General features: G+C 59.4%; 14 protein-coding genes. 11 read left to right on the top strand and 3 right to left on the bottom strand.

The features are described from left to right. The gene (locus ACQZ6F_RS25725; RefSeq protein ID WP_449094573.1) at positions 1 to 627 is read right to left on the bottom strand and encodes a LysE family translocator; all 627 of its coding nucleotides are present in this window, start codon (positions 625 to 627) and stop codon (positions 1 to 3) included. A gap of 149 nt (positions 628 to 776) precedes the next feature. Beyond that, on the bottom strand, positions 777 to 2,102 hold the full coding sequence (locus ACQZ6F_RS25720; protein ID WP_077467416.1) for an MFS transporter: 1,326 nt from the start codon (positions 2,100 to 2,102) through the stop codon (positions 777 to 779). A 429-nt stretch (positions 2,103 to 2,531) separates the two neighbouring features. On the opposite strand from ACQZ6F_RS25720, the gene ACQZ6F_RS25715 reads away from it, so the two are divergent. From ACQZ6F_RS25715 to ACQZ6F_RS25665, 11 genes are all read left to right on the top strand, one after another. Next, positions 2,532 to 2,975 (top strand): hypothetical protein, encoded by a 444-nt coding sequence (locus ACQZ6F_RS25715; RefSeq protein ID WP_449094572.1) that lies wholly within the window; start codon positions 2,532 to 2,534, stop codon positions 2,973 to 2,975. Positions 2,976 to 3,049: 74 nt separating this feature from the next. Beyond that, positions 3,050 to 3,400, top strand: coding sequence for a hypothetical protein (locus ACQZ6F_RS25710; RefSeq protein ID WP_449094571.1), 351 nt, complete (start codon positions 3,050 to 3,052; stop codon positions 3,398 to 3,400). A 13-nt stretch (positions 3,401 to 3,413) separates the two neighbouring features. Then, entirely contained in the window at positions 3,414 to 4,013 is a 600-nt protein-coding gene (locus ACQZ6F_RS25705) for a TetR/AcrR family transcriptional regulator (protein ID WP_449094570.1), read from the top strand. A gap of 252 nt (positions 4,014 to 4,265) precedes the next feature. After that, positions 4,266 to 5,297: a 2-aminoethylphosphonate ABC transporter substrate-binding protein gene (locus tag ACQZ6F_RS25700; RefSeq protein WP_449094569.1), complete on the top strand. Its 1,032-nt coding sequence runs from the start codon at positions 4,266 to 4,268 to the stop codon at positions 5,295 to 5,297. Further along, positions 5,297 to 6,442, top strand: coding sequence for an ABC transporter ATP-binding protein (locus ACQZ6F_RS25695; RefSeq protein ID WP_449094568.1), 1,146 nt, complete (start codon positions 5,297 to 5,299; stop codon positions 6,440 to 6,442). The genes ACQZ6F_RS25700 and ACQZ6F_RS25695 overlap by 1 nt, the downstream gene beginning before the upstream one ends. Continuing rightward, positions 6,435 to 7,304, top strand: a complete 870-nt coding sequence (locus ACQZ6F_RS25690) for a 2-aminoethylphosphonate ABC transporter permease subunit (RefSeq protein ID WP_077467410.1) — start codon at positions 6,435 to 6,437, stop codon at positions 7,302 to 7,304. The genes ACQZ6F_RS25695 and ACQZ6F_RS25690 overlap by 8 nt, the downstream gene beginning before the upstream one ends. After that, a complete protein-coding gene (locus tag ACQZ6F_RS25685) occupies positions 7,288 to 8,085 on the top strand; it encodes an ABC transporter permease subunit (protein ID WP_077467409.1) in 798 nt (265 codons plus the stop codon). Before ACQZ6F_RS25690 ends, ACQZ6F_RS25685 begins: the two co-directional genes overlap by 17 nt. Before the next feature lie 107 nt (positions 8,086 to 8,192). Continuing rightward, positions 8,193 to 9,095 (top strand): LysR family transcriptional regulator, encoded by a 903-nt coding sequence (locus ACQZ6F_RS25680; RefSeq protein ID WP_449094567.1) that lies wholly within the window; start codon positions 8,193 to 8,195, stop codon positions 9,093 to 9,095. A 154-nt stretch (positions 9,096 to 9,249) separates the two neighbouring features. Beyond that, positions 9,250 to 10,404: a TIGR03364 family FAD-dependent oxidoreductase gene (locus tag ACQZ6F_RS25675; protein WP_449094566.1), complete on the top strand. Its 1,155-nt coding sequence runs from the start codon at positions 9,250 to 9,252 to the stop codon at positions 10,402 to 10,404. Beyond that, on the top strand, positions 10,401 to 11,204 hold the full coding sequence (phnX, locus tag ACQZ6F_RS25670) for a phosphonoacetaldehyde hydrolase (protein ID WP_449094565.1): 804 nt from the start codon (positions 10,401 to 10,403) through the stop codon (positions 11,202 to 11,204). The genes ACQZ6F_RS25675 and phnX overlap by 4 nt, the downstream gene beginning before the upstream one ends. A gap of 121 nt (positions 11,205 to 11,325) precedes the next feature. After that, positions 11,326 to 12,327: a hypothetical protein gene (locus ACQZ6F_RS25665; protein WP_449094564.1), complete on the top strand. Its 1,002-nt coding sequence runs from the start codon at positions 11,326 to 11,328 to the stop codon at positions 12,325 to 12,327. Positions 12,328 to 12,352: 25 nt separating this feature from the next. Here ACQZ6F_RS25665 and ACQZ6F_RS25660 read toward each other — a convergent pair whose 3' ends face one another. Then, entirely contained in the window at positions 12,353 to 13,372 is a 1,020-nt protein-coding gene (locus tag ACQZ6F_RS25660) for a LacI family DNA-binding transcriptional regulator (RefSeq protein ID WP_449094563.1), read from the bottom strand. Positions 13,373 to 13,463 lie beyond the last annotated feature (91 nt).

The following is a 13,463-nucleotide window of genomic DNA, read 5'->3' as shown; positions in this document are numbered from 1 at the left end:
CTACTGTTGCTGGAGGGCGAGCCTGAGGCCGAGCGCCACGTAAATCGTGCCGACGACCTTCCCCTGCCACCGGCCGACGCTGCGGTTGCGGCGCAGCCAGCCGCCGATCGAACCGGCTCCAACAGCCAGAAGCGACGTCACGCATATGCTGAGCCCGACGAAGATAGCGCCGAGCACGGCGAATTGCGCAATGACGGAGCCGCTTTCCGGGTGGATGAACTGTGGCAGGAACGCCAGGAAAAACAGGGCGGTCTTCGGGTTCAGTATCTCGGTAAAGAACCCCTGCCGAAAAGCGCGTTGGGCGGTAATGGCCTGCGCGGCCGGCATGTCCAGGCTCTCGGTCTTCTCGATGAAGGCCTTGAAGCCGAGATAGATCAGATAGATGACGCCGGCATATTTGACGATCTCGAACGCCAATGCCGATGTGGCCAACAATGCCGACAAGCCAAACGTCGCCATGATCGTATGGAAGAGATCGCCGGAGGCGATGCCAAGGCCTGTCGCCAGGCCAACACGCCTGCCGCCGCTGACAGACCGAGCCAATGTCAACAGCGTGGCTGGCCCAGGAATAAGCATCAGCCCCAGCACGACGATAAAATAGGTTGTCAAAACACCAAAGCTGATCATCGGTTTCCTACACTTCCGCATTCAACTCCGACGAAGTTGAAGATGAGACGGCTCCGTTGCCATGCGCAACGGCTGCCGTCCCAACTCAAGAACCTGACGATGCAACCTGTCAATGGCGGACGCGTCACATTCTCGACGATGCGATCCTTTCAGTGCATACGGCTGGCGCGGGGAGCCGGTTCGGCATCGACGATCCAGCGGCGATGCGAGCCGAGCGCGATCAGGAGCACGACCGACAGGAAGCAGCAGCCGGCGAGGATATAGAATCCGACATCGCCGTTCCCGGTGGCCGCATCGACATAGGCCTTGATCTGCGGTGAGGCAAAGCTGCCGAGATTGCCGAGCGAGACGATGAAGGCAATGCCGCTTGCCGCGCCGACGCCGCCCAGATAGCGGGTCGGCAGGCTCCAGAAGACAGGCTGCGAGGAGGCTAGCCCCGGAACCGCGATGCAGGCGGCGATGACCATGACCCAGGGGTTCATCGTCAACCCGATCGTCGCAAGCGCAAGCGTGCCGATCGTCAGCATCGAGATGCAGACAATGCGGTGATTGTCGTGCTTATCGGCATAGACGGTGAAGACACGCGTCGCGATGAGCGCGCAGAACCAGGGAAGGCCGAGCAGGACGCCGACCCAGGTATTGATGCCGCCACCCATTGCCTGTGCCAACCGTGCTGGCAGGTAGAAGGTAATGGGACCGACGCCGACTTGGATGAAGAGGTAGATGCCGATAAAGGCCAGAACGCGCCAATCCTTCAGCACGCTGAAGACGGAATGCTTGACCTCGGAGAGCTTGCCGCGTTCTTCCGCCTCGATGACGCCAATCAGCGCGTTCTTCTCTTCCGTCGTCAGCCACTTCGCTTCGTTCGGACGGCTCGTCAGGAAGAAGAGCGCGAAAATACCGACAACCGTCGCCGCCAGCCCTTCGACAGCGAACATCCATTGCCAGTTGGTGAGACCGAGCACGTCGTGGTGGGTGAGCAGCCAGCCGGAAAGCGGGGCACCGATCACCAGCGATAGAGGTATGCCGAGATAGAACAGACCGGTGGCGCGCGCCCGTTGCTTGGCAGGGAACCAGTAGGTCAGATAGAGCAGGACGCCTGGATAGAACCCGGCTTCGCAGACGCCAAGCATGAAGCGCACGATGTAATAGGTCGTTGCGGTGTGGGCAAAGACCATGCAGGCCGAGACAATCCCCCAGGTGATCATGATGCGGCTCAGCCAGAGGCGGGCGCCGACACGCTGCATGATCAGGTTGCTCGGTACTTCGAATGTCGCGTAGCCGAGATAGAGAATGCCGGCGCCGAAGGCATATGCCGCATCAGAAAGACCGGTATCGGCCTGATAGGCCGTTTTTGCAAAGCCGACGTTGGAGCGATCGAGGAAATTCAGGATCAGCATCAGGCCCAGAAAGGGCAAAAGGCGAATGGTTGCCTTGCGCACGGCGCTCTGCACCGCCGGATTGTCGTCCGTCATGTCACTCCTCCCGAACGGTGAAATCCCCAAGTGGCACAATGCCGCTCGAGGCCGCCTCCGTCCTCACCGGATCTCCCTCCGGTCATTTCTACGATGGCTCGCATATGGCGAGCAGTTTGCATATACGCAGATTATATTTATGGGTGAAAAGGTCAATAGCCGTCCTGTCTGGTTTCACAGGCAGTTTCGCGGAATGGCTTCATGGCCATTCACCGCGTAGATTTGCGTGGCCTATCCAGAAAATCGGGCTTTTCGGCAGGGAGGTTTACGGAGTGAAATCACTCGCCTTTACAAATGACCGACGGTCAGTCATATATTTGCCGTGTTGTTATATCGGTATGAAGAACGGTCGTCTGCGTGGGGCAGGAGCCTCATGAACAGTTCGCGCCGCAGCCGTCATTCCTATTTCGCATAGGAGGAATCCTTGTCATGATCCGCCACGATCTTACGCATTGGCCACTCGTGCTTTCCGCTGCCCAAGGCTCCATGTCGCTCAAGGAGCAACTCGACTTCCTGTCCGATTGGACGGCCTGGCTCGACCGTGGCGAAACCTTCTCCACCCTGCGAGTCTTCACCGATAGTGAAGCGCTCAAGCGTCCTGACGGCGGTGCGAAGGAGGCCAAGGTCTGGCTTCAATCCAATGGTGATCGAATCAGGCAGCTTGTCATCGGCATGGCGACCGTCGTGCCGCCGGCGGCCCTGGAAGAGATGAGCCGAATGAATGCCGAAAAGATGTTCGGTGTTCCCGCGCAGATATTCGACGATGTGAACGAGGCAACCATGTGGCTCGCTTCCGTTTCGGCCACCGTCGGAATGCCGGTGCATATGGGCAGTGTTCTGCGAAGCCTCACCGCGATGCGCGCGCCGTCATGAGGGTGTGCCCATCGATGGTACCGGATTGCGATGAGACCCATTGGCCGCTTGCCATTCTGGTTGCGGAAGCTCCGTTGGATGCCGAAGCCATCCAATCGGGCCTTGATCGGGTCGAGGATTGGTTGCAGCGCAAGCAGCCGTTTGCGCTCCTGTTGATTGCGGCTTGCGAGCCCCTGTTTTTTGGTGATGCTGCAATGCTGCGGATGGTGGCGCAACGGGTCGAGGATGCTGGAGATACTCTTCATCGATCGCTACTCGGGGTCGCCGTCGTCGTTCCCGAGGCAATAACTGATGCTGCACGGCAAAGTCTTGCTCGTCTTCCGCTCGATATGCCGTTAGAAATCTTCGAGAAAGGCCTGCACGCGGCAGAATGGTTATGTCGGTCCGTTCTTAAGCCGGCCGGCCTTGCTATCGACAGCCTGTGAACAAGGAGACCCCGTGACCGTCGCAGACCGCCAGCGCCCGCGCACCAAGCCGCCGGAAATCCGTCGCGAGGAATTGATGGATGCTGCCCAGCACCTGTTTCTGGAAAAGGGCTTCGCCGCCACCAGCGTTGCGGAAATCGTTGAAGCCGCCGACGTCGCAAAGGGCACTTTCTACCTCCATTTCCAGACCAAGGATGATGTGCTTGCCGGTTTGAAGATCCGGTTTATCGAACAGTTTTGCCAGAAGGTTGATGCGGCCAATGCAGCGGCCGCTACCGGCAGCTGGATGTACCGGTTTGATGTCTGGATGGAGACCTGCGTGTTCGGCTATCTTGACGCGGTCCCGCTGCACGATCTGGTTTTCCAGCAATTCCACCCCGCCAAGCGCGGCATGAAGCGGGCCAACCCGATCGTAACCCGCCTGACATCCTTCCTGCTGGAAGGCCGTGATGCCGGCGCATTCTCGTTCGTTGATGCACGGCTGACGGCTGTCATGCTGTTCAATGCGATGCATGGCGCGGTGGATGACTGTCTGGCCGACGGACCATCGGTCGACCGGCAAAAGCTTGCTGGTACGGTCACTGACTTCTGTCGACGCGCCGTCAGTTCGTAAACTGACATGGAGCGAGCGCAACACGCGCTTCATCATAGAAGACGCTGATGGCTTGGCGTTTGACGCGGCTTCAACGCTCACCTGCATACCTCTATCCAAGACAAAATAAGCGCTAAGATTACCTTATTAAAATTATAGCCAATGACTATTGTCATATAAATGAAATAGTCATTGGCTATGAATTTGCTCGCACCGTTTCACATTAACCCACTCCATGCCGGCTGGGTCAGGTCATTGAGCAAAGGAAATATCATGAAAACCAAATCCATTTTTGCGATTGCGGGCTTGCTTGCTTCGGTCGCGCTGCCGGCAATGGCGGCGGATAATGTCGTGACGATCTACAGCGCCGATGGCCTGCATGACGGCACGCCGAGCTGGTACGGTAACGAATTCGAAGCCTTCACCAAGGCGACCGGCATCAAGGTTCAGTACGTTGAAGCAGGCTCGAGCGGGGTCGTCGACCGACTGTCGAAGGAAAAGTCCAATACCCAGGCAGACGTTCTCGTTACCCTGCCGCCCTTCGTGCAGAAGGCAGCCAGCGAAGGCCTGCTCGATGCCTATACGCCAGCCGGCGCCGACAAGATCGACGCGCGCGACAAGGACCCGAAGGGCCTCTATGTCGCGATGATCAACAATTACCCGAACTTCATCTACAACAGCTCGGTGCTGAAGACGCCGCCGGCGACATATCAGGACCTGCTCGATCCGAAGTTCAAGCAGAAGATCCAGTATTCCACGCCCGGCCAGGCAGGCGATGGCACTGCCTTGATGCTCCAGGCATTCCACGCCTTTGGCGGCAAGGATTCCGGCCTCGATTATCTGAAGAAGCTTCAGGTCAACAATCTCGGCCCGTCCGCCTCGACCGGCAAGCTGACCGCGCTGGTCAACAAGGGTGAGCTCTATGTCGCCAACGGCGATCTGCAGATGAACCTGGCGCAGCAGGCTGACAATCCGAACATCAAGATCTTCTTCCCCGCAGGCCCGGATGGCAAGAAGACCGCGTTCCCGCTTCCCTATTACATTGCGCTTGTTTCCAGCGCGCCGCATTCGGACAACGGTAAGAAGCTGATCGACTTCCTGCTCAGCGAAGACGCCCAGAAGGATGTCAGCGCCGTCGCTCAGGGCTTGCCGGTTCGCACCGACGTTCATCCGACCGACGAGAACTTCGCCAAGCTTCACGCCATCATGGAAGGTATCGAAATCTGGTCGCCGGACTGGACCAAGGTGCTTGCCGACCTGAAGCAGGACGTCGATGCCTACGGCAAGGCGATCGCGAGCAACTGATGTCGATAGCAAACGCAAAGCTATCCGAAAACGGCCGGCCGACGACATCGTCGTCGGCCGCAGCCGCCAAGCGTATCACCTTCGAGAATGTCTCGGTTGCCTATGGCGGCCTCACGGTTCTCGACTCGCTGAACCTCACGGTCAGCCCCGGTGAGATCGTCGCCCTGATCGGCCCGTCTGGCTCGGGAAAAACCACGGCTCTCAGAGCTGTGGCCGGTTTCGTGCGTCCATCCGGCGGCCGGATCATGATCGGCGACAGGGATGTCACCAATCTCGCGCCGTATGACCGCGACATCGGCATGGTCGTGCAGAACTACGCGCTGTTTCCGCATATGCGGGTCGAGGAAAATGTCGCTTTCGGATTGCGGGCTCGCCGCGCGCCGGAGGAGATTATTCGCGCCCGTGTTCCCGAAGCGCTCGCGATGGTCGGAATGGCCAATTACGCGAAGCGTTATCCGCGTGAGCTTTCCGGCGGCCAGCAGCAGCGTGTCGCCATCGCCCGCGCCATTGCCATCCGGCCACAGGTGCTGCTTCTCGATGAGCCGCTTTCGGCGCTCGATGCGCAGATCCGTCGCTCGATGGTCGACGAGCTCGCAAGGCTGCATCGCGAGCTGCCGTCGCTCACCGTGCTTTATGTGACCCACGATCAGTCAGAGGCGCTGACGCTCGCCAACCATATCGGTATCATGCGCGATGGAAAGCTGAAGGCGTTCGGCGATGCCCAGTCCCTATTCCGCTATCCGCCCAACCGCTTTGCCGCCGAGTTTCTTGGGCGCGCCAACCTCCTCGAAGTCAAGGGCCTGCAGCCGCTTGACGACCAACGGGCGCAGGTGAGGTTCGGCGATCAGGTGCTGGTGGCACGCAACCATCATCGTCTGCCGATGGGAAGCGATTGCCTGCTTTGCGCAAGGCCGCATGATTTTCGGCTGGATGCCGCTGAGGGCGAGAGCAATAGGCTGACCGGCGTCGTGCGCAGCGTCCAATGGCAGGGCGACACGCACAACGTCACGCTCGAAGTGGCAGGGCAGGAGGTCAGAATGTCCTCCGCGCCGATGAGTGCGCCGCCGTCTCTCGGGTCCATGCTGACGCTCCACCTCAATTCCGCCGACGTGACATTGGTGCCGGAGGACGGCCGCAATGGCTGATGTCGCCGCAGCAACACTTGCGCCCAAGCCGCGCTGGGACCGCTTCTGGACGGTGCCGCCGCTTCTGGTCCTCGCTGTATTGTTCTTCTATCCGCTGGGGCTGATCGTCAGGCAATCGCTTGGGGATCCCGGCACTGTGTCGCTTGCGGCATTTGCCGAGGTATTGTCGTCCCGCGAGTTTCTTGACGGACTTCAGCATACGATCGTCATCGCGCTCGGCTCGACGGCGGGGTGTCTTGTGCTCGGCTTCATCTTCTCGCTGGTGATCGCCTTCGTTCCTTTTCCGGGTGCGAAGTTCTGCGGGCGGCTGATCGATACGTTTATCGCCTTGCCGACCTTTCTCGTGACGCTTGCCTTCACCTTCATCTATGGCTCGGCGGGTCTCGTGAACGAAAGCCTGATGCGGTTGATGCATGTCGACCTGCCGCCGCTCGACTTTCTCTATTCGCAGTGGGGCGTGATCCTGGCGGAAACAACTGTCTATACGCCCTTCGTCATGCGGCCGCTGCTGGCGACTTTTTCGCAGATCGACCAGGCGCAGATCGAAGTTGCCAGCAGCCTCGGCGCAAAGCCGTGGCGTATCGTGCGGCAGGTGATCCTCCCGGCCGCCATGCCTGCTCTGATCGCCGGCGGCAGCCTCTGCCTGCTGCTGACGGTCAACGAATTCGGCATCGTGCTGTTCATCGGCGCCAAGGGCGTCATAACGTTGCCCGTCCTCGTTTACGCCAAGGCGATCCAGGAATTCGATTATACGACCGCCTGTGTTATCGCGGTGGTGAACGTCGTGCTGTCGCTTGGTCTCTACAGTCTCTATCGGGCCGTGATCGCCCATTTCGGGGGCAATCGTGCTGGTGTGGTCTAAATCGGGGCGGATGCTGGTCTGGGGCGTCGCCATCCCGCTGTTTATCATCGTTTATGGATTGCCAATCGCGGTCATTGCCTTGGCAAGCATCAGCGGCCAATGGAACGATATTCTTCCGACAAAGCTAACGCTGGTTCACTATGCCAATGCCTTCAGGAGCGATTCCTTTGACAGCCTGAAAGCCAGCATCGCCACGGGAGCCATCGCCAGCGTTGCAGCCCTCATCAGCGGCACATGGGCGGCTTTGGCTTTGCGGAAACTGAACCCTTTGCGCAAGCGCATCCTCGATCTCGTCTTCTTCATTCCGAGTGCCGTTCCGTCGGTCTCCATCGGCCTTGGCCTGCTCGTCGCCTTCAGCCAGCCTCCGCTATTGTTGAACGGAACGCGGCTGATCGTGCTGATCGCGCATTTCGTGCTGATCTCGGCATTCACCTACGGCAATGTCTCCGCCGGCCTTGCACGCCTGCCCGTCGAATGCGAGCAGATCGCCGAAAGCCTCGGCGCCCGTCCGTTCTATCGGCTGCGCCGGATCACGCTTCCGCTGCTGATGCCCTATCTCGTCGCTGCCTTCAGCCTCAGCTTTGCGCTGTCGATGGGCGAGCTGGGAGCGACCGTGATGATCTATCCGCCGGGCTGGGTCACCTTGCCGGTCAATATCTTCGCGCTCTCGGATCGTGGCGCCATCTTCGATGCCGCAACGCTGACGATGATCCTGGGTGTGGCGACGCTGATCGTGCTTTGGGGGTTGTCGCGCCTCTCCAACAGATCGGTCCAGCGCTGACGCCACGCGCTAGCATGTCCGGCCTTTGTGGAAAGCGAGTTGCCACGGTGGGGTCGGCGACTTATTGAACTGTATATCTGTGCGATTTCAGGGTGGGACCATCGCGAATGCCGTCTGTTACGCTTGCGCAAATGAAGGCCGTCGAAGCATTGGCACGCACGGGAAAATTCTCGCGTGCGGCTGAAGATCTCGGGATTAGCCAGCCGTCGGTTTCCACACAGGTCCAGTCGTTTGAGGAATTGTGCCGTACCCGCGTCTTTATCCGTGATGGACATAACATCAGCGTCGCACCATCCGCAGTCAGTCTGATCGCCAAGATCAGGGTGACGCTGAAATGCCTCAATGAGGTCGACCGGGCGATCACCGACACCACATCGCTGAACATCGGCACGATCTCCATCGGCTTCAGCGCGCACCGGCTCATCATGCCGGTCTTGACGGCCTTCGTTCGGCAATTTCCGTCTCTGCGTTTGACGACGCGGGGCGGCCCGTCTCTGGAACTGGCCGATGCAGTACTGCGTGGCGAGCTTGATGTTGCGACGATTTCCCAGGTCACGCCCGACAGCCGCTTTTCATCGCTACGGCTGCATGAATCCCGCGTGGCGATCTATGGCCGCAAGGGAGATCCCATGCTTGAGAAAGGTCGCTTGACTTTGGCCGATCTCGATAGCCACGACATGGTGCTGTGGAACAAATCCTCCGGCACCCGCATGCTGCTCGAAGACGCTGCCAGCAAGCAGGGCGTGAAGCTGAAGCCCGTCCTCGAAGTGGCGACGCTTGATGTCGCCTATGCTGCCGCTGCCGCCGGCATAGGGTTGGCGATTTCCATCGAGGGGGAGGTCCGGTCCGACGATCACATAGACGTCGTTCCGCTGGTCGAACCCGAACTGGCCATCGGCCACTATCTCGTTACCTTGCCGGAATGCCGCGATCACGCGGCCATTGCAGCCTTCTTCGAGGTCGCGAGGGAGCATGCGCTTGAGATGGACGGCGAGCTCCCTTTCAATTGATAGAAAAATATAGTCAATTCATATAATTTCACAGAATTTATAATTCTGTCATATGATTTTGCTATGCCTTACCCTATAAAGTCCGACCAAAGGCTCGGTGGCGTTTACAAGGCCAATCGAAGAGAGCTGGGCTGGCTGAGGAAAGGGCAGTGTGATGGCAGTTGGATATGATCTTGCGGTAGTCGGCGCTGGTATCGTCGGGCTCGGTATGGCGCTGGCTGCGACGCGGCAGGGCAAGAAAGTCGTCGTCATTGAGCGCAATGCCAAGGCCGTCGGCGCCTCCATTCGCAATTTCGGCTTCGTCACCATTTCCGGACAGAAGGCTGGCGCGCATTGGGAGCGGGCCATGCGCAGCCGCGACATCTGGGCCGAGATCGTCGCTGAGGCGGATATCGCGGTGCTGCATCGCGGTCTGGTGATGCCGGCCCGACGTGATGAGGCTGCGGTCGTGGTCGAGGCCTTTCTCAAAACGCCGATGGGCGAGAAATGCCGCCTGATGACGGCAACCGAGGCGGGGGATCTCGTGCCCGGCATGCGCCTCGACGAAGTCAAGTCGATCCTCTACAGCCCGCACGAGCTGCGTGTGGAATCTTCCGAGGCTTTGCCGAAACTCGCCGCCTGGCTCGAAGCCAAACACAAGGTCGACTTTCGATGGAACACCGCCGTTCGGGCGATCGACGGCACGCGGATCGAAACAAGCCATGGCCTCATCGAAGCCGAAGCAGTAGTCGTTTGCCCCGGCGACGATTTCTCGACGCTTTTCCCCGATGTCATCGGCAGTCACCCGTTGACGATCTGCACGCTGCAGATGCTGCGTGTTTCGCCTGGGCAGCCAAGCCGATTTGGCGCCGCTGTCATGTCGGATATGAGCTTGGCGCGCTATGAGGGCTTTGCCGATTTGCCGGAGGCTGCAGCGCTCGGAACGCGGCTGGATCGGGAAGAAGCCGAGAGCCGCGCCGCCGGTATCCATCTGATCGCCGTCCAGTCTGCGGATGGCTCGCTCGTTGTCGGCGACAGCCATGTTTATGGCAATGCCCAGCAGCCCTTTGCAAGCGACCGCTTCGACCAACTCATTCTCGACGAATTCGACCGCGTCTTCGACCTTCCGGGCCGGCATGTGGTCAACCGTTGGATCGGCACCTACGCCTCCTCGAAGAAGCGCAATGTTCTGGTCGAGCGTCCTGCGGACAATATTCGGCTCGCGATGGTAACGGGCGGCACCGGTGCTTCGACCGGCTTCGCATTGGGCGAACAGATCATCGAAGATCTTTATGGTTCAAAATCGGGTTCATGGGAGACAGAGCAATGAGCCAGCTGAAAGCCGTTGTATTCGATTGGGCAGGAACCGTGATCGATTTCGGGTCCTTCGCTCCGATGGGCGTATTCGTCGAAGCCTTCAGCCGCTTCGGCATCGAGGTTACCATCCCGGAAGCGAGAGAGCCGATGGGGCGCCCGAAATGGGATCACATAGACGCGATGCTGAAGCAGCCGCGCATTCACGAGCTATGGACGGCGCGCCATGGCAAGGCGCCGACGGCGGCAGACGTGGACGCAGTCTACGAGGTCTTCGTTCCGATGAACGAGGAGGTCGTGCATAAGTTTGCGGATCTCGTGCCCGGCACCATCGAAGTCGTCGGATCTTTGCGTCAGCGCGGCCTCAAGATCGGCTCGACGACGGGTTATACCCGTTCGATCATGGAGCGCGTCCTGCCGCTTGCCAAGGAACAGGGCTACGAGGTCGACAATCTCGTCTGCGCCGGCGACCTGCCGCATGGCCGGCCGACGCCGATGAACATGTACAAGTGCTTTCTCGATCTCGACGTCTGGCCCGCCAATACGGTTGTCAAGGTCGATGATACCGGCGTTGGTATCGACGAGGGTGTTGCCGCCGGCTGCTGGACGGTCGGTCTCGCATTGAGCGGCAATGAAGCCGGTTTGACGCCGCAGGAAGTCGCGACCATGGCACCCGACGCGCTTGCCACGGTCCGCGAACATGCGTCCGGTGTGCTGAAGAAGCACGGGGCTCATTATGTCATCGATACGGTCGCCGATCTGATGCCTGTCATTGACGACATCGAACGTCGGCTTGCCGCTGGCGAGCGGCCTTGATCTGCCAAGGGCTCAAATAAGGATTATTCGACAGCACGACAACGAAACGCATCGCGGCGAAGAAAGGCCTTTGCTATGATGTGGGAAGACCCAGGCTAACGTCATCACAAGAGGATGCCGCATGCTCTTCCATCGTTTCCCGGCATGGAATCTTGCTCATGCGCTCTATTTCGATCAGCGCATGGGCGCCGCCGACAGTCCTTTCATTCGCCATCGCTTCAAGGAAGGCTTTGACGAAGGCTGGATCAGCCCCGCGCATCAGCGCCAGGCGCTTGAGATGTTCGTTCTCGCCGAGGAGCCTTTGCTCCCACCCGATCTCGACATCGATCCGCGGCCGATCGATGGCCACCTTCACTGGATTGGCCATGTCGCTCCTGATCTCAACGTCCGGCCTATGGGGCGCTATCAGGTCGATGAGCTCCGCGCGCTCAAAAACCTGATCATTTCCAATCTCGCCGTACGGAATATCACCGTCTCCTCCGCGAGCTTCGATGAGATCACCACGGATTTGGAAGAAATTCCGGAAAGGGTGCGTTGGTTCGCCGGCGATCGGATGCTGCACGAGGTCGAGTTGGAATTCACCATGGCGTCCATCAGCCTGGAACTCACCCGCCGCGGCATTCCGACCTATAGCCAGATCCTGCCCGATATCATCGGTTCCGAGGCAAAGGCGGGCAATACGGAGCCTGCCGATCTGGCGATCGTGAAACTCTATTTTGAGAACCAGATCGAGGTGCCATCGCCTGCGACATTTTCCGAGGCTCTCAATCTTCGCGAGAACCCGCGCATCGAGGCCTGGCGGGGAAAGGTCCGCTCATGGTCGGATGAACTTCAGGCTGGAAAGATCGATTTCGGGCATATCAAGACCGCTATTGACGACGCCAATGGCTATTTGAAAGGGGCAAGCCTGCCCTCGCGGCTGCTGCCGCATTGGTCGTGGATCTGCACTCTGCCCATGGGTTTCGTCGAAGTATTTGTTGCAAGAGAGGAGCTCGCTCATCACATCGGAGCTGGCCTGCTGGCGATAGAGAGCCTGCATCTTTTAGGAAAGGCGCTCAATCACGCAGTCCGATCGCCGGATCCGCTTCAGTATAAGTGGTTTCTGGTGAGCAGCCGGGATTAGGAAGTGGCATGCAAGGTCGTTGCAGTCAGTGCGTCGGCTCGAAGGGGGTTGCGATTGCCACTCTCGACGGAGCCACCTGAAAATCGGGCGGCAGCATCCGGTGATAGGCGAGCATGAGCTGACAGGCACTGCGGGCGTCGTGCCGCAGATCGTGGTGAATGACGAAGGTAATGGCGCCGGTCGCAAGCAGTCTGACATTGTCCTGATCGAGATCATGCGCGGCGAAAACGGTGCATTCGCGCCGGGCTTCGGTGAAGGCTTTCAATATGGCGCGATTGCCGCCGCCGATCGAATAAACCGCGCGAATATCCGGCTCCCGTTCCAAGGCGTCTCGGACGAGCAGCTGGGTTGTTCGGTCGACGCCAAATCCCTCGGAAATCCGTACGGTCGAAAGATGAGGGAAACGATCCGCGAGAACATTGCGGAATCCCTGCTCGCGCTCGTCCTCGCCGGCAAAGAGCCTGCTCGACAGCGTCACCAGCACCTTGCCGGGTTGTTCTCCGGCCATGCGGCCGAGCAGATAGGCGGCGGTTGCGCCCGCCACCCGATTGTCCATTCCGACATAGCCGATGCGGGCATTCGCCGGCAGATCGGTGACCAGGGTGACAACCGGAATTCTCGCCGCCATCAGTTGGGCGGCAAGTTCGGCAATAGCCGGTGTCGAGGCAGCCTTCAGGACGACGCCGTGGCTGCCGCGCCGGCGGATGGTATTGAGGATAGACAGCAGCTCCTGCTCGCTCATCGTCTCGGCAACATGAAACCGCGCAGAGAATGAGGCCGGGCGCATACCGGGCAATTCCGCCTCGAATGCTTCGCGCACTGCCGTGGAAAAACGTTGCGGCGTATCCATCACGATGTCGATGACGAAGCGCCGCCCGGCGAGGCCCGATTGTACATATTGCCGTTCCAGCTCGGAAATTGCTGCTGCGACGCGGGTGCGTGTCACGGTACGAACGCCGGCGCGTTCATGCATCACCCGGTCCACGGTCGCCAGACTCAAGCCGGCCTGTAGGGCAATGTCTTTCAGTGGGAAGCGCGATTTCACCTGCTATCCTTCTGAGGTGTTTTTGAGGTATTTTCTGTCTTTCTCATAGACCGGGGCGAGGTTACCTTCAACACATAAGTCGAACGTCATC

This window comes from Rhizobium sp. A22-96 (assembly GCF_053521805.1).
This window is presented reverse-complemented; position numbering and strand designations above follow the sequence as displayed.

Excerpts from the sequence above, each read along its gene's own strand:
- ACQZ6F_RS25725 (WP_449094573.1), bottom strand. The coding sequence starts at position 627 with ATGATCAGCTTTGGTGTTTTGACAACCTATTTTATCGTCGTGCTGGGG.
- ACQZ6F_RS25720 (WP_077467416.1), bottom strand. The coding sequence starts at position 2,102 with ATGACGGACGACAATCCGGCGGTGCAGAGCGCCGTGCGCAAGGCAACC.
- ACQZ6F_RS25715 (WP_449094572.1), top strand. The coding sequence starts at position 2,532 with ATGATCCGCCACGATCTTACGCATTGGCCACTCGTGCTTTCCGCTGCC.
- ACQZ6F_RS25700 (WP_449094569.1), top strand. The coding sequence starts at position 4,266 with ATGAAAACCAAATCCATTTTTGCGATTGCGGGCTTGCTTGCTTCGGTC.
- ACQZ6F_RS25695 (WP_449094568.1), top strand. The coding sequence starts at position 5,297 with ATGTCGATAGCAAACGCAAAGCTATCCGAAAACGGCCGGCCGACGACA.
- ACQZ6F_RS25690 (WP_077467410.1), top strand. The coding sequence starts at position 6,435 with ATGGCTGATGTCGCCGCAGCAACACTTGCGCCCAAGCCGCGCTGGGAC.
- ACQZ6F_RS25680 (WP_449094567.1), top strand. The coding sequence starts at position 8,193 with ATGCCGTCTGTTACGCTTGCGCAAATGAAGGCCGTCGAAGCATTGGCA.
- ACQZ6F_RS25675 (WP_449094566.1), top strand. The coding sequence starts at position 9,250 with ATGGCAGTTGGATATGATCTTGCGGTAGTCGGCGCTGGTATCGTCGGG.
- phnX (WP_449094565.1), top strand. The coding sequence starts at position 10,401 with ATGAGCCAGCTGAAAGCCGTTGTATTCGATTGGGCAGGAACCGTGATC.
- ACQZ6F_RS25665 (WP_449094564.1), top strand. The coding sequence starts at position 11,326 with ATGCTCTTCCATCGTTTCCCGGCATGGAATCTTGCTCATGCGCTCTAT.